21 protein-coding genes, 1 tRNA gene and 1 riboswitch are annotated in these 24,365 nt (G+C 61.9%); of the genes, 10 read left to right on the top strand and 12 right to left on the bottom strand.

The features are described 5' to 3' along the window. The 5 genes from fusA to SynA1524_RS10840 all read right to left on the bottom strand — a co-directional run bounded on the left by fusA (position 1) and on the right by SynA1524_RS10840 (position 5,173). Positions 1–2,073: an elongation factor G gene (gene fusA / locus SynA1524_RS10860; RefSeq protein ID WP_186497805.1), complete on the bottom strand. Its 2,073-nt coding sequence runs from the start codon at positions 2,071–2,073 to the stop codon at positions 1–3. 91 nt (positions 2,074–2,164) lie between these two features. Further along, on the bottom strand, positions 2,165–2,635 hold the full coding sequence (rpsG, locus tag SynA1524_RS10855; protein ID WP_011128992.1) for a 30S ribosomal protein S7: 471 nt from the start codon (positions 2,633–2,635) through the stop codon (positions 2,165–2,167). A gap of 54 nt (positions 2,636–2,689) precedes the next feature. Continuing rightward, a complete protein-coding gene (gene rpsL, locus SynA1524_RS10850; protein ID WP_186497803.1) occupies positions 2,690–3,064 on the bottom strand; it encodes a 30S ribosomal protein S12 in 375 nt (124 codons plus the stop codon). A 72-nt stretch (positions 3,065–3,136) separates the two neighbouring features. Beyond that, positions 3,137–3,463, bottom strand: a complete 327-nt coding sequence (locus tag SynA1524_RS10845; RefSeq protein ID WP_186497801.1) for an AIR synthase — start codon at positions 3,461–3,463, stop codon at positions 3,137–3,139. A 39-nt stretch (positions 3,464–3,502) separates the two neighbouring features. Then, positions 3,503–5,173, bottom strand: a complete 1,671-nt coding sequence (locus tag SynA1524_RS10840) for a phosphodiester glycosidase family protein (protein ID WP_186497799.1) — start codon at positions 5,171–5,173, stop codon at positions 3,503–3,505. A 101-nt stretch (positions 5,174–5,274) separates the two neighbouring features. On the opposite strand from SynA1524_RS10840, the gene gltB reads away from it, so the two are divergent. Beyond that, positions 5,275–9,876 carry a glutamate synthase large subunit gene (gltB, locus tag SynA1524_RS10835; protein WP_186497797.1) on the top strand — a complete coding sequence of 1,534 codons (4,602 nt, stop codon included), beginning with the start codon at positions 5,275–5,277 and terminating at the stop codon, positions 9,874–9,876. Positions 9,877–9,890: 14 nt separating this feature from the next. Further along, on the top strand, positions 9,891–10,199 hold the full coding sequence (locus SynA1524_RS10830; RefSeq protein ID WP_186497795.1) for a YciI family protein: 309 nt from the start codon (positions 9,891–9,893) through the stop codon (positions 10,197–10,199). Here the strand turns inward: SynA1524_RS10830 and lipA are convergent. Continuing rightward, positions 10,177–11,046, bottom strand: coding sequence for a lipoyl synthase (lipA, locus tag SynA1524_RS10825; protein ID WP_186497793.1), 870 nt, complete (start codon positions 11,044–11,046; stop codon positions 10,177–10,179). The genes SynA1524_RS10830 and lipA overlap by 23 nt on opposite strands. A gap of 101 nt (positions 11,047–11,147) precedes the next feature. Here lipA and SynA1524_RS10820 point away from each other — a divergent pair. After that, positions 11,148–11,221, top strand: a tRNA-Pro gene (locus tag SynA1524_RS10820). A gap of 250 nt (positions 11,222–11,471) precedes the next feature. On the opposite strand, the gene SynA1524_RS10815 is transcribed toward SynA1524_RS10820, so the two are convergent. Further along, positions 11,472–12,080 carry a hypothetical protein gene (locus SynA1524_RS10815; RefSeq protein WP_186497783.1) on the bottom strand — a complete coding sequence of 203 codons (609 nt, stop codon included), beginning with the start codon at positions 12,078–12,080 and terminating at the stop codon, positions 11,472–11,474. Positions 12,081–12,169: 89 nt separating this feature from the next. On the opposite strand from SynA1524_RS10815, the gene SynA1524_RS10810 reads away from it, so the two are divergent. Then, on the top strand, positions 12,170–12,412 hold the full coding sequence (locus SynA1524_RS10810) for a DUF3303 family protein (protein ID WP_186497781.1): 243 nt from the start codon (positions 12,170–12,172) through the stop codon (positions 12,410–12,412). Beyond that, complete coding sequence (locus tag SynA1524_RS13220) at positions 12,349–12,477, top strand: hypothetical protein (RefSeq protein ID WP_353616556.1); 129 nt, start codon at positions 12,349–12,351, stop codon at positions 12,475–12,477. Before SynA1524_RS10810 ends, SynA1524_RS13220 begins: the two co-directional genes overlap by 64 nt. A gap of 6 nt (positions 12,478–12,483) precedes the next feature. Here SynA1524_RS13220 and SynA1524_RS10805 read toward each other — a convergent pair whose 3' ends face one another. From SynA1524_RS10805 to cobJ, 3 genes are all read right to left on the bottom strand, one after another. Next, on the bottom strand, positions 12,484–14,010 hold the full coding sequence (locus tag SynA1524_RS10805; RefSeq protein ID WP_186497779.1) for an iron uptake porin: 1,527 nt from the start codon (positions 14,008–14,010) through the stop codon (positions 12,484–12,486). An 8-nt stretch (positions 14,011–14,018) separates the two neighbouring features. Further along, positions 14,019–14,648, bottom strand: a complete 630-nt coding sequence (locus SynA1524_RS10800) for a HupE/UreJ family protein (RefSeq protein ID WP_186497777.1) — start codon at positions 14,646–14,648, stop codon at positions 14,019–14,021. A gap of 9 nt (positions 14,649–14,657) precedes the next feature. Beyond that, positions 14,658–14,805, bottom strand: a riboswitch (cobalamin riboswitch). A gap of 15 nt (positions 14,806–14,820) precedes the next feature. Next, a complete protein-coding gene (gene cobJ, locus SynA1524_RS10795; RefSeq protein ID WP_502707925.1) occupies positions 14,821–16,527 on the bottom strand; it encodes a precorrin-3B C(17)-methyltransferase in 1,707 nt (568 codons plus the stop codon). On the opposite strand from cobJ, the gene SynA1524_RS13095 reads away from it, so the two are divergent. After that, complete coding sequence (locus tag SynA1524_RS13095) at positions 16,441–16,635, top strand: hypothetical protein (protein WP_286188574.1); 195 nt, start codon at positions 16,441–16,443, stop codon at positions 16,633–16,635. The genes cobJ and SynA1524_RS13095 overlap by 87 nt on opposite strands. On the opposite strand, the gene SynA1524_RS10790 is transcribed toward SynA1524_RS13095, so the two are convergent. After that, positions 16,632–17,909, bottom strand: coding sequence for a hypothetical protein (locus SynA1524_RS10790; protein ID WP_186497775.1), 1,278 nt, complete (start codon positions 17,907–17,909; stop codon positions 16,632–16,634). The two genes, SynA1524_RS13095 and SynA1524_RS10790, sit on opposite strands and share 4 nt — an antisense overlap. Positions 17,910–18,313: 404 nt before the next feature. Between SynA1524_RS10790 and psaA the strand changes: the two genes are divergently transcribed. The 4 genes from psaA (at position 18,314) to SynA1524_RS10770 (ending at position 24,082) form a co-directional block, all read left to right on the top strand. After that, positions 18,314–20,617 (top strand): photosystem I core protein PsaA, encoded by a 2,304-nt coding sequence (gene psaA, locus SynA1524_RS10785; protein ID WP_011128980.1) that lies wholly within the window; start codon positions 18,314–18,316, stop codon positions 20,615–20,617. 21 nt (positions 20,618–20,638) lie between these two features. Continuing rightward, complete coding sequence (gene psaB / locus SynA1524_RS10780) at positions 20,639–22,852, top strand: photosystem I core protein PsaB (RefSeq protein ID WP_186497773.1); 2,214 nt, start codon at positions 20,639–20,641, stop codon at positions 22,850–22,852. A 141-nt stretch (positions 22,853–22,993) separates the two neighbouring features. Continuing rightward, entirely contained in the window at positions 22,994–23,734 is a 741-nt protein-coding gene (locus tag SynA1524_RS10775) for a DUF3598 family protein (protein WP_286188572.1), read from the top strand. 3 nt (positions 23,735–23,737) lie between these two features. Beyond that, complete coding sequence (locus tag SynA1524_RS10770; RefSeq protein ID WP_186497769.1) at positions 23,738–24,082, top strand: hypothetical protein; 345 nt, start codon at positions 23,738–23,740, stop codon at positions 24,080–24,082. Here the strand turns inward: SynA1524_RS10770 and SynA1524_RS13090 are convergent. After that, a complete protein-coding gene (locus SynA1524_RS13090; protein ID WP_286188571.1) occupies positions 24,079–24,345 on the bottom strand; it encodes a hypothetical protein in 267 nt (88 codons plus the stop codon). The two genes, SynA1524_RS10770 and SynA1524_RS13090, sit on opposite strands and share 4 nt — an antisense overlap. Between the last annotated feature and the right edge of the window lie 20 nt (positions 24,346–24,365).

Here is a 24,365-nt window from a genome sequence, read left to right as displayed (position 1 = left end):
TTAGTTGCCCTGATTCTTGGAAATGATGGCTTCGGCCACATTGCGAGGAACTTCGGCGTAATTGTCGAATTCCATCGAGAAGATGCCCCGGCCCTGGGTCATGGAGCGGAGCTCGGTGGCGTAACCGAACATCTCGGCAAGGGGCACCTTGGCCGAGATCTTGGATGTGCCATCTTCAACGCCTTGGCCCTCAACCTGGCCTCGGCGTGAGGACAGGTCGCCGATGATCGAACCGAGGAAATCCTCAGGGACCTCGACTTCGACTTTCATCATCGGCTCAAGAAGCACAGGACTGCACTTCTTGACGCCGTCCTTGAAGGCCATGGAGCCAGCGATCTTGAACGCCATCTCCGAAGAGTCGACGTCGTGATACGAACCGTCGACCATGGTGCACTTCACATCGATCAGGGGATAACCAGCGATCACACCGGATTCGCAGGTCTCTTTCATGCCCTGTTCGGCGGGCTTGATGTATTCCTTGGGAACAACACCGCCCACGATCTTGTTGACGAACTCGAAACCGGAGCCAGGTTCGCCGGGCTCCATTTCGATCACGACATGGCCGTACTGACCCTTACCACCGGTCTGACGGGAGAACTTGCCTTCACCCCCAGCGGAACCACGGATGGTTTCCCGGTAGGACACCTGAGGAGCACCGATGTTGGCCTCAACCTTGAATTCCCGCAGCATGCGGTCCACCAGGATTTCCAAGTGAAGCTCACCCATGCCGGCGATCACGGTCTGGCCGGTTTCCTGATCCGTGTTAACGCGGAATGTGGGGTCTTCCTCAGCCAGTGCCACCAGGGCCTTGGAGAGTTTCTCCATGTCGCCCTTGGTTTTGGGCTCGACCGCTACAGAGATCACCGGTTCCGGGATGAACAGGGTCTCGAGAACGATCGGGTCGTCTTGAGTGCAGAGGGTGTCACCCGTGGTGGTGTTCTTCAGTCCGAGAACGGCGCCGAGATCGCCGGCCCGCAGAGCATCAACTTCTTCGCGGTCGTCGGCCTTCAGCACTACCAGACGTGAAATGCGCTCCTTCTCACCCTTGGTGGAGTTGAGAACGTAGCTTCCCTTCTCCAGGACACCGGAATACATCCGGACGAAGGTGAGCTTGCCGTAAGGGTCAGCCATGACCTTGAAGGCCAGGGCTGAGAAGGGTGCTTTGTCATCGGACGGACGAACCGCTTCTTTCCCGTCGGGAAGCACACCCTGAATCGGGGGCACATCGACAGGGGCTGGAAGGTAGTCGATGACAGCATCGAGAACCAGCTGCACACCCTTGTTCTTGAAGGCCGAACCACAGAGCATCGGCACCAACCCGTGCTTGAGCACACCCTCGCGGATTCCCTTCTTGAGCTCTTCGGTGGACAGTTCGCCGGTTTCGAGGAACTTCTCAATCAAAGCCTCATCGGTTTCAGCGATGGTCTCCATCAGCGTGGCGCGCCATTCGGCGGCCTCATCGGCCATCTCGGCAGGGATCTCGGCTTCTTCGATGTCGGTGCCGAGGTCGTTCTTATAGATGTAAGCCTTGTTGCCGACCAGGTCGATGATGCCGCTCAGGTCGCCTTCGGCTCCGATGGGGAGCTGGATGGGCACGGCATTGGCCTTGAGCCGATCCTTGATCTGCCCGTGAACCTTGAGGAAATCCGCGCCGGTGCGGTCCATCTTGTTGACGAACACCATCCGCGGAACGGAGTAGCGATCAGCTTGACGCCAAACGGTTTCGGATTGGGGCTGGACACCACCCACGGCGCAGAACACTGCAATCACTCCATCAAGCACCCGCATGGAACGCTCCACCTCGATGGTGAAGTCCACGTGCCCGGGTGTATCAATGATGTTGATCCGGTGGTCCTGCCAAGACGTGGAAATGGCAGCCGCGGTGATGGTGATGCCACGTTCCCGTTCCTGGGCCATCCAGTCGGTCACGGCGGCGCCGTCATGCACCTCACCGATCTTGTGCACCACGCCTGAATAGAACAGGATCCGTTCAGTGGTGGTGGTTTTGCCGGCGTCAATGTGGGCGGCGATACCAATATTTCTGACGCGTTCCAGGGGGAAGTCGCGAGCCACAGGAATTCTCCGGGGGTGGGGCGTGAAAAGGCGGGTGAGACTCTACAGGCCAGACCTTGACATAGAAGGTGTCGGGCTGGCTTGCCCGAGATCAATAGCGGTAGTGGGCAAAAGCCTTGTTGGCTTCTGCCATCTTGTGGGTTTCTTCGCGCTTGCGAACCGCGCTTCCGGCCTCATTGGCTGCATCCATCAGTTCGCCGGCGAGCTTCTGAGCCATGCTCCGGCCGTTGCGGGCGCGGGAGAAGCTCACCAGCCAGCGCAGGGCCATGGCGGTGCCACGTTCCTGACGTACTTCCATCGGAACCTGGTAGGTCGCGCCACCGACGCGACGGGCACGGACCTCGACCAGGGGGGTGGCGTTCTTCACTGCCGTTTCGAACAGCTCCAGGGGGTCTCCGCCAGTGCGCTCGTTGATCAAACCGAACGCATCGGACAGGATCCGCTGCGCCGTGGACTTCTTGCCGTGCTGCATCAGACGGGACACCATCATCGTTGCCAGACGACTGTTGAACTGCGGATCAGGAAGAACCGGACGTTTTTCAGCGGCGTTGCGGCGGGACATCGGAGGTCAGTGAAGTGGGGATCAGAACGTGGTGGGTAATGGAAGACCGTGAGGTCACTCCTTCGGAGCCTTGGCGCCGTACTTCGAGCGAGACTGCCGGCGGTCTTTGACGCCAGCGGTGTCCAAAGTGCCTCGAATGATGTGGTATCTGACACCTGGCAGGTCCTTGACACGACCGCCGCGAATCAGCACCACGGAGTGCTCCTGAAGGTTGTGTCCGACGCCGCCGATGTAGGCGGTGACCTCGAAGCCGGAGGTGAGGCGTACGCGAGCCACCTTGCGCAGCGCCGAATTGGGCTTCTTTGGCGTGGAGGTGTACACACGGGTGCAGACCCCGCGGCGTTCTGGGCAGGACTTCAAGGCCGGCGATTTTGTCTTGGCCTTGAGGCGTGAACGCTCCGCGCGGATCAGCTGTTGGATGGTTGGCATCGAGGGTCGGTGTGCGGTCGGACGCCCCGACCAGATTCGACAATCCGCCACGATACCGGTTAACGGTCCCTTCTATCGCAGGCTGAACGCACTGCCGCATGCGCAGGGGCTGATCCCGTCTCCGCTGCGAATCAGAAATCCGCCACCGCTGAGGTCACCGCGATAGTCGAGGCACAGGCCTTGCGACAGGTTGAGCTGGTTCTTGGGTGCATGAAGGGTGACGCCATCAGCCCTGGCGATGGCCACCCCCGCCAGATGTCCAGGACGGATCTGGATCACGTGATCAGCACAATCTCCTGGGCGAAGCTCGAGATGCATCTGCCCAGGAGTGCCGGCAACCGCGGCCTGACGACCCAGTTCTGCGGCGGCAGCCGGCGTCAGGCGCAGATTGGCAGCCATGGAATGAATCGTCTGGTGTCGTCCCATTGTGCCAGCTGTTTAAAGGGGAATGAAGCCAAGTCCGTTATGCACACGGGGGGCACTGCCGCGACCGTTCACCACCGTTCGTCCAGCCACCACGACCGTCGTTGAACTGCCTCCGTCCAGGTTCAGTGCATCCTTCAGTCCGAGCTGCTGCGCGGCCAGGGCTGTCTCCAGCAAGGTGGGATCGCTCCCCGCTGCACCGCGCAAGGCCAACAGCCAGGTGCCGCCTGCCCCTTGGCCCACGACGGTCCTGGGTGCCGCAAGGGCGAGGAAATCAGGGCTGAATCCTTCAGCACGACCGTTCAACACAATCTGGCCTCCCTGGATCAGCAGCGGCCCCCCACCGAGCACGTTGGCTTGATCACCCAGCCCGGACGTGGTGCGTTGGCTCAGCATCACCGCATCGCCGGCTTTGGCCGGCAGGGGGGTGCCGCCGCGGGCCACAACCAGGTCGCCGTCGGCGGGAATCAGCACACCACGGCGAATGCTGGCGCGATCAAAGCGATGCGTAACGCGGCCCCCCTGCACCAGCAGTGCCTCCTCCTCGCCGCTGAGCGGGCGATAGATCGGTCCCCAGGCGCGTGTGTAGCGGCTGAGGCCCCGTTGTACATAGCCGCTGTTGAGATAGCTCAGCCCCCAGCGCCGACCACCGTTCACCTGCAGCTGCTGGTCCAGCCGCAGGCGTCCGAACTGGAGTTGATCGTTGTCGCCCCAAGCGACCACCCCCCGGTTGAGGATCGGTCCGGACAGCCACTGGCCCTGTTGACGTAGAGCGCCAAGGGGCAGTTGCAGGATGCGATTGAAAAAGCCGCCGTTGATGGCGATCACCGCATTGGCCGGTTGGGACAACTGGGGCAGAAAGCGCAGCCCCTGCTGTTGTCCAGCCATGGTGAGTGGCGTCATCGTCAAACCGATGCGGCTCAGGTCACCGCCGGTTCTGAGCACCCGCAGTGGCTTGACGCCCACGGTGACGGTGCGTTCCTCGAGCACCAGGCCGCGGCGCAGCCAGCGAGCAATTGCCGGGTTGCTGAGGGGAAGCTGGGCCGCAGTCGCTGCAGGGCCGCCAGTCCGTACGCCATCGAGCACAACGCGCCAGGGTGTCGCCAGGCTCAGGGTCCTGAGTCGAGTGGCCTGTCCCTTCAGCACGAGGCTGTTGGGACCTTGCTGAGGAATGAGCCGCAGCCGTCGCAGCTCCAGCTGCTGGGCTGCTGTGCTGCGCACGCCCAGATGCAAGTCATCTCCCACGCGTTGCACCAATGCGGGGCCATCGAGGTCCAGCACGAGGCGATCGGCGGTGCTGCCCTTGCCGCGCCGAATCCCCTGCAGATCTGCCGCAGGCAAGGTCAGCTGCAGCTGCTGATCCTCCAGACGAATGATGACGCCGACCTGGGCCAGCCAGTCCGCCACCTCCAGGCCCACCTCATCACCCAGGGTTCGCTGGGGCAGCTCTGCCAATGGCTGCCGGCGGCCGAACCACTCCAGTTGCCCCTCATGGCGGCGGAAGCCGAGATGTGACTCCAACAGCTCCAGAGGGAGCCACAGTTTGTCCGGCCAGCTCCGGTTGAGGCCTTCCCATTGCCAACTGTTGCGCAGCTCCAGGCCGTCGATCCGCAGCTGCTGCCCCTGCAGTGACGGGGCCTGTCGCAGTTCCGGCAGGGGCTCCGGCAGCTGGGCGAAGGGAAACATCGGGAGGCGATCCGGGGAGGGCGCTTGCCTAGGATCGTTGTCTGACGTGGTTTTTGCAGAGCACGATGCTGCGAACCATGCAATCGCCCGGCTGAACATTCATGTCAGATCTCACCCGACCCACCGTCTGGCCTTACAGCGACAGTGCTGCGCCCGAGGCTGTGGCCGGTGAGAAAGATGCCTGCGGGGTGGGTTTCCTGGCGCAATTGTCTGGGGAAACCAGCTATTGGGTGCTGCAGCAGGCCCTGCGCGGCCTTGGTTGCATGGAGCACCGCGGCGGCTGTGGTGGTGATGGTGATTCCGGTGATGGTGCCGGCGTGCTCTGCCAAATCCCCTGGACTTACTTGAAAGCGGTCTGGCCTGAGGCGGCCTCCGCCCGCGGTCTCGGGATGATGTTCATGCCCCAGGACGCCAAGCGGCGGGAGCTGGCGCGCCGGTTCTGCAATGAGGAAGCCGAGGCGCTCGGCCTCACGTCCGCCGGCTGGCGGGTGGTTCCAGTGGATTCTTCCGTGCTGGGCCCCATGGCGCGGGACACCGCCCCTGTGATCGAGCAGTGGAGCCTTGCCGGTGGCCCCAATGGTGACGCTTTCGAGGCTTTGTTGCTGCGCCTGCGTCGCCGGATCGGTTCCCGTGCCCGCCAGGCCTGGGGGTTTGAGGGATCCCGGGATCTTTACGTGGCCTCGTTGAGCAGCCGCACCGTTGTGTACAAGGGCATGGTGCGCTCCGAGGTGCTGGCGCAGTATTACGCCGATCTGCGCGATCCGCGCTTTGAAGTGAGCTTTGCGGTGTACCACCGCCGCTTCAGCACAAACACCCTGCCCCGCTGGCCCCTGGCTCAGCCGATGCGGTTGCTGGGTCACAACGGAGAAATCAACACGCTTCTGGGCAACCTCAACTGGGCCAAGGCCTCTGAAGCCAGCCTCGCGGACGTTTGGGGTGAAGCCGCGGATGATCTGAACCCTGTGGTGAACCCGGCGTTCAGTGATTCGGCCAACCTCGACGCCACCCTGGAGCTGATGGTGCGCAGCGGCCGCTCGATCACCGACAGCTTGATCACCCTGGTGCCCGAGGCCTTCCGCAACCAGCCGGATCTGGAGGATCGCCCTGAGGTGACCGCGATGTACGAATTCAATGCCGGCATCCAGGAGCCCTGGGATGGTCCGGCGCTGCTCGTGTTTGCCGATGGCAAACGGGTGGGTGCCACGCTTGATCGCAACGGGTTGCGACCCGCGCGCTGGTGCACCACCGCCGACGGTTTCGTGATCATGGGATCGGAAACCGGTGTGGTGGACCTCAGCGGCAAGACCGTTGTTCAGAAGGGCCGTCTCGGCCCTGGCCAGATGGTGGCTGTGGATCTGGAGAACGGCCAGCTGCTCGACAACTGGACCGTGAAGGAGGACGCGGCTGGACGCTTCCCCTACGGCGACTGGCTGCAGCACCATCGCCGCAGTGTGGAAGCCCAACCCTGGACCCAGGATCGTCAGGTCGGTGAGTTGGATCTGCTGCGGCTGCAGACCGCCATGGGCTTCACCGCCGAAGACTTCGATCTCGTGATCGAAGACATGGCCGGACTTGGTAAAGAACCCACCTACTGCATGGGAGACGACATCCCCCTGGCGGTGTTGTCGGATAAACCCCACCTGCTGTACGACTACTTCAAACAACGCTTCGCCCAGGTCACCAACCCGCCGATTGATCCCCTGCGGGAAAAGCTGGTGATGAGCCTGGAAATGCATCTGGGTGAACGCCGGCCGGCGCTGAAGCCCCAGGCCGAGGCGGCCGCCGTGATCCACCTGGACACGCCGGTTCTCAACGAAGCCGAGCTTGCGGCGATCAGCAAGCAGGAACTTCCCGTTGCCACCCTCTCCACCCAGGTGGCCGTTGAAGCTTGCGCCGGTGGTTTGTCATCGGCCCTGCAAGGGCTGTGTGAGGCGGCCGAGGAGGCTGTGCGCGGCGGTGCCCAGGTGTTGGTGCTCTCCGATCGTGTTGATGGTTCCGGTGCCGCTGCCCAGCTCACCGCCACCAGCGTGGCGATGCCGGCCCTCCTGGCCGTGGGGGCAGTGCATCACCACCTGCTGCGGCAGAAGCTGCGTCTGCGCGGCTCCTTGGTGATCGACACCGCCCAGTGCTGGAGCACCCATCACATGGCCTGCCTGATCGGTTACGGCGCCAGTGCAGTCTGCCCGTGGCTCACCTGGGAGACCACCCGCCATTGGCTCGCCCACCCCAAAACCCAGAAGCGGATCGAGCAGGGCAAGCTGCCCGCCCTCGATGCCGACAAGGTGCAGGCCAACGTGCGCGTTTCCCTGGAAAACGGCCTTCGCAAGATCCTTTCCAAGATCGGCATTTCGCTCCTGGCCAGCTATCACGGCGCTCAGATTTTTGAAGCGATCGGCCTCGGTGCCGATGTGATCGACACCGCGTTCAGCGGCACCACCAGCCGTGTGGCGGGCATGACCCTGGCAGAGCTGGCCAACGAAACCCTGTCACTCCATGCCAAGGCCTTCCCGGAGCTGAATCGCAGCAAGCTCGAGTTCATGGGCTTCGTGCAGTACCGCACCGGTGGCGAGTACCACCTCAACAGCCCGGACATGGCCAAGACCCTGCATGCGGCGGTGAAAACCGGGCCTGGCTACGACCATTTCTCAACCTACAAAACGCTGCTGGAGAACCGTCCGGTCACGGCGCTTCGGGATCTGCTGGAGTTCAAGCTGGCCCCAACGCCGCTCCCTCTAGATCAGGTGGAGAGCGCAGAATGCCTCTGCAAGCGTTTCTGCACGGGGGGCATGAGCCTCGGGGCGTTGTCGCGGGAAGCCCATGAGGTGCTGGCGGTGGCGATGAACCGCATCGGCGGCAAGAGCAACAGCGGCGAGGGTGGTGAGGACCCGGCCCGTTTCCAGGTTCTTCACGATGTGGATGCCGAGGGCCGCTCGCAGGCCTTCCCCAGCATCGGCGGCCTTAAGAACGGCGACACCGCCTGTTCGGCGATCAAGCAGATCGCTTCCGGGCGGTTTGGCGTGACAGCCGAATACCTGCGCAGTGGCAAGCAACTGGAGATCAAGGTGGCCCAGGGGGCCAAGCCCGGTGAGGGCGGTCAGCTGCCCGGCCCCAAGGTGGATGACTACATCGCCTGGCTGCGCAACAGCAAACCCGGTGTGGCCCTGATCTCACCGCCGCCGCATCACGACATCTATTCCATCGAGGATCTGGCTCAGCTGATTCACGATCTGCACCAGGTGCACCCCAAGGCGCCGGTGAGCGTGAAGCTGGTGGCAGAGATCGGCATCGGCACGATTGCCGCCGGCGTGGCCAAGGCCAACGCCGATGTGATTCAGATCTCCGGACATGACGGGGGCACCGGAGCCTCGCCGCTGAGTTCGATCAAGCATGCCGGCAGCCCCTGGGAGCTGGGTCTCACCGAGGTGCACCGCAGCCTTCTCGAAAATGGCCTGCGGGATCGGGTGCTGCTGCGGGCCGATGGCGGCCTCAAGACCGGCTGGGATGTGGTGATCGCAGCCCTGCTGGGCGCTGAGGAGTATGGCTTCGGCTCAGTGGCGATGATCGCTGAGGGCTGCATCATGGCCCGGGTCTGCCACACCAATAATTGCCCGGTGGGCGTGGCCACCCAGAAGGAGGCCCTACGCAAGCGCTTCACCGGGGTGCCTGAGCACGTGGTGAATTTCTTCTGGTATGTGGCGGAAGAAGTGCGTCAGCTACTGAGCCTGCTCGGCGTGGCCAAACTCGAAGATCTGATCGGTCGCAGCGATCTGCTTCAACCCCGTGCCGTGGATCTGGCCAAAACCCAGGGTGTGGATCTCTCCAGTCTGTTGGCACCGATCCAGGGTTCGGAAGAGCGCTCCTGGCTTCGCCACAGCGCTGAGGCCCATGGCAATGGCCCGATTCTTGAGGATCAGCTCCTCGCCGATGCCGAGCTGATGGCGGCGGTGGAGAGCCACGGTTCCTTGAACCGCACGATCGCGATCATCAACACCGACCGCAGTGTCGGGGCCCGTCTGGCCGGTGAGATCGCCCAACGCCATGGCAACCGCGGCTTCAAGGGCCAGCTCAACATCACCTTCCAGGGCGCCGCCGGCCAGAGCTTCGGTGCCTTCCTGGTACAGGGCATGAACGTGCGCCTGGAAGGGGAAGCCAACGACTACGTCGGCAAGGGCATGAACAGTGGATGCATCAGCCTGGTGCCAGCCGACGGCTGCGCCAATCCCGGTGATCAGGTGATCCTCGGTAACACCTGCCTCTACGGCGCCACGGGCGGTGAGCTGTTTGCTCGTGGCCGTGCTGGTGAGCGCTTCGGTGTGCGCAACAGCGGCGCTCGCACCGTGGTGGAGGGAGCTGGCGACCACTGCTGTGAGTACATGACCGGCGGTGTGGTGGTGGTGCTGGGCAGCACCGGCCGCAACGTGGGTGCCGGCATGACCGGTGGCGTCACCTTCCTGCTGGATGAGGGCGATCGCGTCACCGCCAGGGTCAATCCTGAGATCGTTGCGGTCTGCAGCCTCACCACTTCACAGCAGGAGGAAACGCTCAAAGAGCTGTTGGAAGCCCACGTGGCCGCCACCGGCAGCAGCAAGGCCTCAGCGCTGTTGGCCGCCTGGGCCGCGGCCAAGGGACGCTTCAAGGTGCTGATTCCGCCGAGTGAGCGGGCAGCCATGGGTCTGGTGGATCAGCAGGCGGTGGCGGCCTGAACAGGCCGCTTTCCATGCCCTGGTTTGTCAAACACGAAACCTTCACGGCGGAAACGGCCGCTCTGCCGCTCGAGCAGCGTCGGCTCCATCTGGAGGCCCACCGGGCTTGGGTGGCAAAGGAAACCCAGGTGGTCCGTCAGATCCGCAGCGGTTTCCTCGTGGATGAGCGGCGGCGCCCCGGTGGCGGCGGCTTGTTGATCTTTGAGGCTGAGTCTTACGGGGAGGCGCTGGCCTGGGTGTCGCACGACCCGATGATTCAGGCCGGCTTGGTGGACTGGAGCCTGCAGGAGTGGATCCCCGTCAGCGGGGATGGCTGGCCATGAGGCGCTGCACCTCGCCGGCGTGATAGCTGCTGCGTGTGAGGGGGGTGCTCACCACCTGCAGAAAGCCCAGCTCCTCCTCGCCGATACGGCGGTAGGTGTCGAATTGCTCAGGGGTCACAAAACGATCCACGGCCAGATGCTTGGGGCCTGGAGAGAGATATTGACCGATGGTGACGATGTCCACCCGGTGAGTGCGCAGGTCGCGCAACACGTCGATCACCTCGTCGTCGGTTTCACCGAGGCCCACCATCAGGCCGGACTTGCTGTAAGCCCGCGGCCAGTCGTCCCGAACCCGCTGCAGAAGCTCCAGGGACCGCTCGTAAATGCCCTGAGGGCGTGCCAGGCGGTACATCCGCGGCACTGTTTCGATGTTGTGGTTAAGCACATGGGGTGCTGCCGCCATCACTGTGGCCAGGGCGTTCCAGTTGCCGCAGAAGTCGGGAATCAGCAGCTCGATCGTGGTGAGCGGTGAGCGTTGCTTCACCTGCTCGATGCAGGCCACGAACTGGGAGGCTCCCCCATCCGGCAGGTCGTCCCGGTTCACCGAGGTGATCACCACATGCTTCAGACCCAGACGCGCCACCGCTTCCCCGAGCCGTTCCGGTTCGGTGGGGTCGAGCTCACGGACGCTCTTGTCGAAGTCGATGTCGCAGTAAGGGCAGGCGCGGGTGCAGCCTGGGCCCATGATCAGAAAGGTGGCCGTGCCGCCAGCGAAGCATTCCCCGATGTTGGGACAGCTGGCCTCCTGGCAGACCGTGTTGAGGTTCAGGTCCAGCAACAGATCGGCAACAGCACCGATGCGCTCCCGCTGCGGGGCCTTGACGCGCAACCACTCGGGCTTGAGCACGGCTGACGAGTGTCAATCCACAACCCTAAACAATGGGGCGTGCAACAAGTGATCGCGTCCTGCGACGAACGGCGACCGCTTGTCTTCTACGATGGAACAAACGGGATGTGGCGCAGCTTGGTAGCGCACTTCGTTCGGGACGAAGGGGCCGCAGGTTCGAATCCTGTCATCCCGATTGGCTGATCCAATGAGGCCTTGATTGGTTGAGGTTAAGTTGTTACCGGCTTAGCCGACCAGTGACAAACCCCACGCCTCCACCGATCAAGGCTGCTTGAAGTTGCCAGAATAATTTGCGGTTTCTTTATGCTGTGTTGTTGAGCCAGATGCCGGCACCGACAGCAAAAACCAAAACGGTGATGACGGTGGCTTTCGTTAGCAATTGACTTCTCCGTGTGAGTGACTCTGATTCTAAAGAGAGCTTGGATTTATGTATTTGAGTTAAATCCTAATACGCTTGATTTCTCGCTTCGTTTTGAGTTGCGTGCCTTGGCAAATCGCTTGATTTTGATGGTCTCTGCGGTGAGAAAATCCTGCAGGTGAGCCTGCTCACCGAGTTTGGCTTGTTCGAGGGCGAGTTGGAGAATCTTTTGAAAGCGCATTGGACTGGCATGAAAGCCGAATATACCCTCACGGGTTTGGATTCTCCTCAGCGCTGTTTGAATGCCTTGTACTTGTTGATCATGTTCGTCGATGTTGAGAATTCTGTCGAGCAGATGATCAAGGCATAGTGATGGCCGATGGCGAAAGCCGATGTCTCGACTGCCGTTTTTGCGTTGATAGTTGGTGATCTCGGCGGTCATCCAGTACATCTCCACGATGCCTCCCACTGAATGATCCAGGCGGCTGTTCTGCAGCCAGCCATGGTCGACGCGTAACGGCGATAAGGAACTGATGGCAACATCAGTTCGCCATGGATAAACATTCACTGCTTTGAGGCAAATGTTGAGGCTGCCGATGGCATTGGGCTCGCAGCGGTTCAGCCGACCCTCCAGCACTACAGACTTGCCCAGCAGATCAAGCAATTCATCCCGCATGGGATCGCAGGGGTGTCATGGATGTGTCTGTGATCACGCTTGATTTTCCTCTCTTGGGTCAGGGTGACAGGGCCTGAGACTTCTGAGCCATGCGCTTTGTCATCAACTGGTCCACACCCAACGCTGGCATGGATCCTGAGTACACCAAGGCCGTTGTCGATTACATCAACAACGGAACCCCCATGGATGAGTTCGAGGGCTTCAAGGTCCTTGAGCGCGTGTTCTTCCCTCAGGAAGGCGGCGGTTCCAGATTGTGGAAGCCCACAGCATGTGGCACGTTTACAAATTCACCGGACCCTGGACCAAAGCCTTTGGAATCACCGTGGAAGTGATTCCTGCACTGTCGGATCAAGAATTCGTTTCTGCAGAAACGGAGATCGCTTCGACGCAGAGTTGATCGTCCTCAGAAGCTGAAGGTGGTCATCACGAGACCACCCAGCTGGCTGAATGTCTCACCCGAAGGTGTGTTTTGCCCCATCGGGCGTGAGAAATAGATCAACGCCGGGGTCACGCTGATGGCATCGCTGAGCTGGAACTGGTACCACCATTCCCAAATGTAATTGCCATCGTTTGGAGTGTCTCCGCCTTGCAGCGCGGTGGCGAACACTGGCTGTCCCACGGCCATGCCGGCGCTATTGCCTTCAGCAAAGAGGTCATCCCACATCAGTCCCACACTCCAGGACTGGCTGGTGGTGACCTGACCTTTTTGCTGGCTGTCGCTGTTGTTGATACCCCATCCAACCGAGATGGAGGGCATCCAGCCCGCATCGGCTGGATGCCATGCCGCGCTTAAACCGAATGCATGGGTGTCGCCCGCTTGCCCCAGCTGGGCCTGGGTGAAAGGGGTGGCATAGGCGATCAGATCATTGCCGTTCTGGATCATGGAGTAGATCCCGGCAATGGCCCAGCCGTCGGCTTCCCAGCCCAACTGCACGGTGCCCGTTCCTCCGGCATGGTCCGTTGCCAGGCCGCCGCTGCTGCTGTCGCTCAGCGCGCCATTGGCAGCCACATAGTTCGCTGTGAAGCGGAAACCGCCATCCGGTGCCCAGGTCATACCGACGCCGGCCCCCTGGTTGTTGTTGTAGGCCGCCAGTGCACCATTCAGAGTGAGGGCATCCAGAATTGGCGGGCTGTTGTAGAAGGTTGGCCAGAACGGCAGCATGTCGTCTTGGCCAACATTCGGACCCCCCGTGACGGTGATGCTGTCGCCAATGGGAAAGCTGTAGAAGAGCTTGTCGATGAACACGTGGTTGGGCCCGCCATCTCCCTGGGAGGCATTGCCAAGCGTGGCCAGGCTGCTCGGCCCCCCGCCACCAAAGGGTGTTTCACCGCCGAAGTTGCCGGCCCGCAGGGTGGCCGTAAGCAGATCCTTGCCGCTGAAACTGGTCTCGAGGATCAGCTGAAGGTCGTTGTTGAAGGTGGTGGCGCCGAAGCCCTGGTTGTTCTGATCGACCAATTCATCATCAGAGCCTGAAAAGTGGTTCGCCCCGACCACGAAAGTGGCGATGCCACTGAGTTTGGTGGTGGTGGAGAACTGGGTGGCCTCCAGCTCTCCCAGGCGGGCCTCAAACCCATCAACACGGCCCTGGATGATCGCCAGTTCACGTCGGAAGACATGGATTAGCTCTTTCACCTCATCCGTCATCGCGGTGATTCGATCCAGGCAGGCATTCAGCAGTGCCGCCGCCTCGTACCGGCTGATGGACTGCTGACCTTGGAAACGACCACTGGGGTATCCGGCGACGCAGCCGTGCTTCTCCACCAGGTTCTGCAGCGCCTGGTAAGCCCAGTCCGTCGGCATCACATCCGTGAATTGCACAGCCGTGAATGGACTGACGTTGCTCACCTGCGCCCTGGCCAAGGGCGCACACGCCAGGGACAGCACTACAGCAGCAGGTGCGACGAGCTGACGAACATGGGAAGATGCCAAGGATGTGGTCAGTCGATCAGCGCGACCCAGGCAAAAGCCATGCCGATACCGATCCAGATGCCAGCTCCGAGCCGCCGGCCTTGGTCTGCCAGACGTTCCACCAGGCCCTGGGACCAGGCGGTGACGAGCAGCAACAGGCTGCCCTGGGCCAGAAGCAGGCCCAGGAAGTAGCTCAGCAGAGGGCTGGGTTCCGCCCCGACGATCGTGCTGCCAAGGAGGAAACCATGCAGGCCGAACAGGGGCAGCAGCCAGGCGGCGGGGGCCATGCTCAGGGCGATCAGGCCTTCGACCGCAAGGCTGAGGGACACCAGGGCTTCGGCCCAGGGCGCCACTGCGTCGGGCAGGGGAATGAATTGCGACAGCAGGCTGCCGCCAAGACCGATCGCCAACAGCGGCAGCACCCAGCGCAGCGGGCGTTGCAGGCCAACAAAGCCAAGGGCAAGCAGGAACAGCAGATGGTCAGGCCCCAGCAGCGGGTGACCCAGGCCACTCAGCAGTCCCTGCCAGACGGTCAGCGCACCGCTGTCGCCCATACCGAAGGGATGGTGGGCAAAGGCTGGGCTGGCGATCAATAGCAAGGCCAATGCGGCAACGGCGGCCTGGCGCAGAGGCCGGGGAGAAGCCAGAAGATTGGTCAAAGTCGATCCTCGTCGGTAGTGCTCCTGGCGGGAATTCTAACTGATGCCGGCGGGGCCGGACGCTTTACAGCTGCGGGACAGCGACGGATTTGCACCGTTCTTTCCCCGTTTCCATCAGCGGCTGATCCCCGCTGAAACCAGACCCAAACCCTAGGGGAGGGTCTTCCATTGGTCACGGAAGGGTGGCACCGGGATATCCCCTGGGTGTCACTATCCGACCATCGCGGGCGTAGCTGCTGCTGTTGCCGATCAACACCACGGTGAGCATGTCCACCTGATCAGGCTCCAGGCTGCTGAGATCGGTGAGTTGCTGCGATTCATCGCTGCGTCCCAGCTGCCGGGCTAATAGCACTGGCGTTTCGCCCCTGCGGTGTTCCAGCAATAGGTCCCGCGCCTTGGCCAGTTGCCAGTCGCGGCCCTTGGACCGTGGGTTGTACAACGCCACGACGAAATCCCCTGACCCCGCGGCCCGCAGCCGTTGCTCAATGACGGGCCAGGGGGTCAGTCGATCACTGAGGCTCACCGTGCAGAAGTCGTGCATCAAGGGTGCTCCCACACGGGCTGCCGCCAGCTGCAGGGCTGAGATGCCCGGATGCACCTGAAAGCTCGGCCGATCCTGTTCCGGCTGCTGCAGCCACAACTCCAGGGCCAGCCCGGCCATGCCGTAGATCCCACTGTCTCCTGAGGAGATCAGGGCGACCCGCGCTCCCTGTTGAGCCAAGCTGAGAGCCTGAGCGCAGCGTTCCCATTCACGGGTGAGCTGGCCGTCCAGACGCACCTGATGCACCTGTCGCAACGGCTCCAGCAGGTCGAGATAAAGCCCGTAGCCCACCCACGCCGTGCAACGGGCGAGGGCTTGGCGGGCGTCACCACTGAGCAGCGATAAATCCCCAGGGCCACTGCCGATCAGATGCAGTTCCCCCCGCGATGGGGCGAAGGGGAGCTTGGCTTCGGCAACCGCCACGGTCACCGCGCCCTGTTCCCCGGTGGCGGCATGGCGAATCACTTTGTTTTGGCGCAGGACAGCCCCCTCTCCGGCTACCAGCAGAGCGGCTGCCTCCGCCACCGAGGCGGTGCCCATCTCGGCGAGCACCACGTCCGATGGGGTTGGCACCTCGACCGTTCCAAGCGCCGTTGCGTCGTAGGTGCGGAAGGGCCATTGCCATTGCTCGCTCAGCTCCAGCAGGGCTGGCTCATCCGCTTTGCGATCGATGCTTGCCAGGCCGGCGACTGCTGCTTCAGCCAGTCCCGCCTGAGCCAGGACCTCCCGGATCGCCCGTTGCACCAACGCCAGACTGGTGTTGCGTTCACAGCCCACCCCCAGCCAGAGGCTGGCGGGATGCCAGCGGCAGGGGGCCTGGTTGGCGGCGCCGATGCTGAGCTGTGCCTCGTTCGCACTGGTCACGCTCTCCAGCGCGGGATGTTGGCGCTGCCAATCGGTAGCACCAGAGGTCTGGGCGACGGTCAGCCGTTCCGAGCACGCCTGTTGCTGCATCAACTGCCGCCAGGCAGTGCTGCTGCCAGCGCGCCGCCAGCCCCAGCCCTCACCGAAGGCATCGAGCGCCAGGCGATCCTCTGTGGCACAGGCTCCGGTCAGGACGGCGCTGGCCTGCAGCATCCCTGCCAGTTCCCGCGCCCGTTGCTCAGCACCACTGCTGTGGCCCCCCAGCAAGGGGATGACCCACCATCCCTTCGGATCCAGCACGAGAACGGCTGGATCCCGCTCCTTGCCTTGGATCAGAGGGGCGATCAGCCGGGTCACAGCACCAACCGCGCCAATGAACAACAACGTTTGTTCAACCCGCCAGTGGCCAAAGAGCAGCTCCTTGATCGCTCCATCAGCTCGATGGGCTTCCTGGATCTGACCACTCCGCTTCAGGCGATCCAGCAGGGGTTCGCTGGCGGCGGAAAGGCCGATGCCGATGCCGCAATCAAGGGTCTGTGGGGTGGGCGAAGTCAGGGCGGTCGCTGGCAGAACGTGGCTTAGGGCTGCTTGAGACGTCCATCCGGATTCAGCAGCTCCCGGGCTGATCCTCCCAGGCTGGATTCCGGCCGCAGCAGCGGTTCAGGCTGACGGACGGGAGCAGGGTCCGGTTCGAGCTGTTGCGGTGCTGGTGCCGGGTCCATCGGGGGTGTTGGGTCATCGTCGTTGTCAACGGCTTCCTCAATGGAGTCGTCAACGGTTGCAAGATCAGGCTCTGTGGTCGGTTCTTCGGCGGTTGCGACGACGGGTTCAGAAGCAACGTCGGCTTGTTGCGCTTGCTCCTGAGCTTCTTGATCGTCGTTTTGCTCTTCCTCTGCGGGACTGCGTTGCAATGAGGGCTCCGGGTCGATGCGCTCTTGCCGGGGCGTACCGCTCAAACGCTCCAGTTCGTCTTCACTGAGCCGGGCTTTGAGCCAGACGGGTCTGTCACGGCGGCCGGCCTCCAATCGGATCAGGCGATTGTTGAACACGGGCTGCAGTGGTTCGCCCTGGCCATCCAGCAGCTCCAGCTGCAGTGTGGTGCCGTTGCTACCTGTCCCTTTCAGCCAGATCGCTTCCTGATGGTCCGTCAGAAAACTGTCGCCATCAACGCTGATACGGATGCGCCAGCGGCCGTCTCCATCGCGAAGATTTTGAAGTGGGGCATTCCAGATCAGCCAATCCAGCATCAGCGGTTGCTGGTTTTCTTCGTTGGCGGGTGGAACCGGCACAACCCATGGGGCATCTGACGCTGGCTGGGTGGCGTTCAGGCGCTGCCAAAGGTGCAGTCGTCCTTGAATGGCACCGCCCGGGGCTGTCACCGCTTCCCCCCAGGGATAGGCGGCCCAGGCGCTGAAACGATGGCTCCCCGGCGTTAGATCGTCGAGCTTCAACCGCAGCTTTCCATTCGTGAGTTGATCAAGTCGGATCAGGGGTAGGTCATCCACCTGCACGGCCACATGGGGACCGATGCCCAGGTCTGGGTCCAGGCTCACCGGCCAGTCCTGCACGTCCAGGACCAGCTCGACAGCATCACTCTTAACGACGTTGTCATCGGCGGGACTTACCAGGGTGAGCTGGGGATGCCGGCCTGCGAGTTGGTGCTTGAGTTGCTGAACCGCTCCTGGCGGAGCAAGCTCCTGGAGACGTCCGGAGGGGCCCTGGCTCGGAATCGGTTGCTGCTGAGCAGGGCCGCGGCTCAGCCAGCTCGGCAGGGCTGCAACCCCAAGCGGGGCGCTGAGCAGGAGCAGCAAGGCCAGAACCCCCACCAGCAGCGGCTTCAGGGCCGAGCGCGGCATGGCTGAACAGCGGATGTGCTCATTCTGCCCACCATGGCGTGGCAGAAAACAGTTTTTATTAGTCTGCCCGCAAAAATGACGACGTTTGCATTACTTACTCTTGAGAGATTCTGTTTTTTCGCTGATAATCACACCTCTGGAGACCCCAGTTCCAGACTGGCTCGGGGCGGGATTGAACCTTTGTAACTCAACACCGGTATAACCCCTTCTTCAGATCTATGCTTCCGCCAGCGGTCCCCTCTTTGGGGCCCCAGCTTCAGTGAAGTCAAGGGGTTTCGGCCTTTTGAACGCACTGACGCCCTGACGCTGCTTCATTGCGGAGCTGTGTCCGGGGCCCCGGTGGATTTCGATCCGCCGGAGGGGTGGCCCTCCACCTCGACTCCAGTCCCTCGAGGAACGACTCGATGACCATCAGCCCACCTGAGCGTGGGAGTGACGCGAAGAGCCAGGTCGAAAAGGTTGACAATCCAGCAACCTTCGAGCTGTTCGGCAAGCCCGGACACTTCGACCGCGCCCTCGCGAAGGGTCCCAAAACCACATCCTGGGTTTGGAACCTTCACGCCAACGCTCACGACTTCGACGCCCACACGAGTGACCTCCAGGAGGTTTCTCGGCGGATCTTCTCCGCACACTTCGGCCACCTGGCCGTCATCTTTATCTGGCTGAGCGGCGCCTTCTTCCATGGTGCCCGCTTCTCCAACTATTCCGGTTGGCTTGCTGATCCCACCCACGTGAAGCCCAGTGCTCAGGTGGTGTGGCCGATCTTCGGCCAGGAAATTCTCAATGGTGATATGGGTGCCGGCTTCCAAGGCATTCAGATCACTTCAGGTCTGTTCCACGTCTGGCGTGGATGGGGCATCACCAGCGAAACCCAGCTCATGGCTCTGGCCATCGGTGCCCTGGTGATGGCCGGCCTGATGCTCAACGCTGGTGTTTTCCACTACCACAAGGCTGCGCCGAAGCTGGAGTGGTTCCAGAACGTTGAGTCAATGCTGAACCACCACCTGGCAGGTCTGCTGGGTCTCGGTTCACTGTCCTGGGCAGGCCACCTCATCCACGTGTCCGCTCCCGTCAGCAAGCTGATGGATGCGATTGACGCCGGCCAGCCACTGGTGCTCGATGGCAAGACCATCGCCACCGTGGCGGACATCCCCCTGCCGCACGAGTTCTTCAACCAGGACCTGCTGGCTCAGCTCTATCCCGGCATCGGTGCAGGGATCGGAGCCTTCTTCTCCGGTAACTGGGCTGCCTACAGCGACTTCCTCACCTTCAAGGGTGGACTGAATCCTGTGACCGGCAGTCTCTGGATGACCGACATCGCCCATCACCACGTGGCGATCGCCGTCCTGTTCATCGTCGCTGGTCACATGTACCGGACGAACTGGGGTATCGGTCACTCCATCAAGGAGATCCATGAAGGTCAGAAGGGTGATCCCCTGCTGTTCCCGGCTCCAAATGGTCACGACGGTCTCTATGAATTCCTGACGACCTCCTGGCACGCCCAGCTGGGCCTGAACCTGGCGATGCTCGGCTCTCTGAGCATCATCGTGGCTCAGCACATGTACGCCATGCCTCCCTATGCGTACATGGCCGTTGATTACCCGACCCAGATTGGTCTGTTCACCCACCACATGTGGATCGGTGGATTCCTGATCGTCGGTGGCGCTGCTCACGCGGCCATCGCCATGGTGCGTGACTACGACCCTGCCAAGCACATCGACAACGTGCTGGACCGGGTGCTCAAGGCCCGGGACGCCATCATCAGCCACCTCAACTGGGTGTGCATCTGGCTCGGAGCCCACAGCTTCGGCCTCTACATCCACAACGACACCATGCGTGCCCTGGGGCGTCCCCAGGACATGTTCAGCGACTCGGCGATTTCAATTCAGCCGATCTTCGCCCAGTGGATCCAGAACGCCCACGCTGCAGCAGCCGGAAGCACCGCTCCGAATGCCCTCGCTGGTGTGAGCGAAGTGTTCAACGGCTCTGTTGTGGCCGTCGGCGGCAAGGTCGCCGCGGCTCCCATGCCGCTCGGCACTGCCGACTTCATGGTCCACCACATCCATGCCTTCACGATCCACGTGACGGTGTTGATCCTGCTGAAGGGTGTGCTCTACGCCCGCAGCTCCCGTCTGATTCCAGACAAGGCCAACCTGGGCTTCCGCTTCTCCTGCGACGGCCCCGGTCGCGGTGGCACCTGTCAGGTGTCCGCTTGGGACCACGTGTTCCTGGGTCTGTTCTGGATGTACAACTCCCTGTCGATCGTGATCTTCCACTTCTCATGGAAGATGCAGAGCGACATCTGGGGAACGGTGAACGCCGACGGTTCCGTCGCGCACATCACCAACGGCAACTTTGCCCAGAGCGCCATCACCATCAATGGTTGGCTGCGTGACTACCTGTGGGCTCAGGCCGTTCAGGTGATCAACAGCTACGGCTCGAACACCAGTGCTTACGGAATCATGTTCCTGGGTGCTCACTTCATCTGGGCCTTCAGCCTGATGTTCCTGTTCAGCGGCCGCGGCTACTGGCAGGAGCTGATCGAGTCCATCGTCTGGGCTCACAACAAGCTGAAGGTGGCTCCGGCCATCCAGCCCCGTGCGCTGTCCATCATCCAAGGCCGTGCCGTGGGTGTCGCCCACTATCTGCTGGGCGGAATTGCGACCACGTGGGCCTTCTTCCACGCCCACATTCTTGTGGTCGGCTGACCTCACTGACCTTTCCCTCTAATGGCAACGAAATTTCCTTCGTTCAGCCAGGGTCTGGCTCAGGACCCGACAACCCGTCGTATTTGGTACGGGATCGCCACGGCTCACGACTTCGAGAGCCATGACGGAATGACGGAGGAGCGCCTCTACCAGAAGCTCTTCTCCACCCATTTCGGTCACCTCGCGATCATCGGCCTGTGGGTTTCGGGCAACCTGTTCCACATCGCCTGGCAGGGCAACTTCGAGCAGTGGGTCGCTGACCCCCTGCACGTGCGCCCCATCGCTCACGCAATCTGGGACCCCCACTTCGGTCAAGGTGCCATTGACGCCTTCACTCAAGCGGGTGCGTCCTCACCGGTGAACATCGCCTTCTCCGGTCTGTACCACTGGTGGTACACCATCGGCATGCGCACCAACGCCGAGCTCTATCAGGGTTCCATCTTCATGATGATCCTGTCGGCCTGGGCCCTCTTCGCCGGTTGGTTGCATCTGCAGCCCAAGTTCCGCCCCTCTCTGGCCTGGTTCAAGAACGCTGAATCACGCCTGAACCATCACCTCGCCGTTCTGTTCGGCTTCAGCTCCATCGCCTGGACCGGTCACCTGGTTCACGTTGCGATCCCCGAAGCCCGCGGTCAGCACGTTGGTTGGGACAACTTCCTCAACGTTCTGCCCCACCCCGCCGGTCTTGGACCCTTCTTCACCGGCAACTGGGGTGTGTATGCCGAGAACCCTGATTCCCTGAACCAGGCCTTCGGCAGTGCCGACGGTGCAGGCACTGCGATCCTCACCTTCCTTGGCGGTTTCCATCCTCAGAGCGAAGCTCTGTGGCTCACCGACATCGCCCACCACCACCTGGCCATCGGTTGCATCTTCGTGATCGCCGGCCACATGTACCGGACCAACTTCGGGATCGGTCACTCCATCAAGGAGATCCTCGAGACCCACAACCCACCCAAGGGCACCCCTGGTGACCTCGGCGCCGGCCACAAAGGTCTTTACGACACGATCAACAACAGCCTGCACTTCCAGCTCGGCCTGGCTCTCGCCTCCCTCGGCGTGGTCACCAGCCTGGTGGTGCAGCACATGTACTCGATGCCGTCGTACGCCTTCATCGCGAAGGACTACACGACCCAGGCAGCCCTGTACACCCATCACCAGTACATCGCCATCGCCCTGATGTGCGGTGCCTTTGCCCACGGTGCGATCTTCTTCATCCGTGACTACGACCCCGAAGCCAACAAGGACAACGTCCTGGCTCGGATGCTCGAGCACAAGGAAGCGATCATCAGCCACCTGAGCTGGGTCTCCCTGTTCCTCGGTTTCCACACCCTCGGCCTCTACGTCCACAACGATGTGGTCGTCTCCTTCGGTACCCCCGAGAAGCAGATCCTGGTGGAGCCCGTGTTCGCCCAGTTCGTGCAGGCCGCCTCTGGTAAGGCCATGTACGGCATGGACGTGCTGCTCTCCAATGCCTCCAGTTCCGCCAGCCTCGCTGCGCAGAACATCCCCGGCGAGCACTACTGGCTGGATGCCATCAACGGCAACACCGACGTGTTCCTGCCCATCGGCCCTGGTGACTTCCTGGTCCACCACGCCATCGCTCTGGGTCTGCACACCACCACCCTGATCCTTGTGAAGGGTGCCCTGGATGCTCGCGGCTCCAAGCTGATGCCTGACAAGAAGGACTTCGGCTACTCCTTCCCCTGCGACGGCCCCGGCCGTGGCGGCACCTGCGACATCTCAGCCTGGGACGCCTTCTATCTGGCTGTCTTCTGGGCCCTGAACACCGTGGGTTGGGTCACCTTCTACTGGCACTGGAAGCACCTGGCCATCTGGTCCGGCAACGTGGCTCAGTTCAACGAATCCAGCACCTACCTGATGGGCTGGTTCCGCGACTACCTCTGGCTCAACTCCTCCCAGCTGATCAACGGCTACAACCCGTTCGGCAGCAACAACCTGGCCGTCTGGGCCTGGATGTTCCTGTTCGGTCACCTGGTGTGGGCCACCGGTTTCATGTTCCTGATCTCCTGGCGCGGTTACTGGCAGGAACTGATCGAGACCATCGTCTGGGCGCATCAGCGCAGCCCCATCGCCAACATGATGGGCTGGCGCGACAAGCCTGTGGCTCTCTCGATCGTTCAGGCTCGTGTTGTGGGTCTCGCCCACTTCTCGGTTGGTTACGTGCTCACGTACGCCGCCTTCCTGATCGCCTCCACTTCAGGCAAGTTCGGTTGATTCATATCCGTCCAACCGTCTGATTCACGAGTCGTTCCTCGTATTCACCCCGTCCGGTTTGCCGGGCGGGGTTTTTTGTTGCAGCCACGCTCCATCGGCTGGTGCTGGATAGGTTGTCGACCCTGGTTTTGCTTGCTGGTTGTGACGTCACGCCAATGGAGTCACTTTTTGCTCAACCGCGGCATCTGGCAGGGCAGCTTCGACACGCTGGACCGGAGTCTGGAGTTGAGACGGCGGCAGCCATCGCAACTCACCCTTGCGGGGGACGACGCCCTTGTGGAGCTGGAGTTGCTGTTCTGGCCTGATGCTCTCGATGGCCAACGTCAGGGCGATCCGGTGAAGCGGATCGCTCAGTCCTTCCATCAGGTGGATTCTGAGCTGGGTTTCTTCTCCAGCGGCAGCTTTTCACGGGGTTCCCTGTTCATCTCCTCCTGGTCCAGGCCCTATGCCGAATTCGGATTCCTCTGGCGAGATCGCCGCCATCGCCTGGTGTTGCTCTGGGATGGAAGCGGTCGCTTTGATCACCCGGTTCTGATTCGCGAACACCGTGCCGGTGTCCATGCCCATGAAGCACCTCCCCTGACGGCGGAGCAGCTTCTGGGCGATTGGTGTGGACAGCAGACGTTGCTGGAGCGGGACCGCTCAGCGGTCGATTCTGTCATCACGCCCCATAAACTGCAGATCACCAACGACATGGTGCAAGGCCTGCGCTGGCTCCCTGATGGTGGCGCCTTCCGCGCCCCCGAACAGGTCAGGGCTGGCAGCGGCTTTGCCATCGAGGCCTGGTGGTGTCCCTGTCCTGAGCGGTTGGAGCGTATTCAGCGCTGCTATGACGCGTTCGGCAGTTGGATCGCCAGCCGCAATGTTCTGTTGCAGCGTTAATTGATGAGCGCAAACAAGCTGCTTGTGGGCACGGTTTGCTCCCTTTTCCTAGGAACTGCGCCTCCTGTTGATGCCGATACCGCTCGCGTGCATTGCCATCTGCACGTGAAGTCTCCGGTGATGAAGCGGACCAATAGCGCTGCCAATTGTCAGTTCAGCCAGTCCCAAGGCAACGTTCACGTGGTGATGAACCCTGGTTTGCCTGGTGGACTGCAATTTGTCTTTCCAGCGTCCAAGCAGAACGTCACTTATCAGCGCTTCAATGACGAGGCTGGGATCCAATTCACAACACCAGAGCTCACACTCAAGGTGTTCTGGGCTGATCCCGGGACCCGCCACAGTTTTTAAATCGTTCCCGGCAGGGTTGAACCCAATCGCTCCACGGCTTCCCGCAATCGGTGAAACGCCCTGGGTTGCAGCCGTCGCTGGATGCGCAGCAGCACATGATCAGCGATGCGTTGCATCGCTACCATTTCGCTCGCACTCTCCGGTGCGTACACCGCTTGCGGGCGTTGCAGCAGGGTCTTGTCCTGAACGAACACCTCCTTCCAGCGCCGTCCCCAGACCGCTTCGGCAAAGCGGTTGTTGTTGTCCTTGAAATGCCGTCGCACGACCCTGGCGAGATCCCTGT

Source organism: Synechococcus sp. A15-24 (genome assembly GCF_014280195.1).
In the GTDB taxonomy this organism is placed as follows: Bacteria; Cyanobacteriota; Cyanobacteriia; order PCC-6307; family Cyanobiaceae; genus Parasynechococcus.
This window is presented reverse-complemented; position numbering and strand designations above follow the sequence as displayed.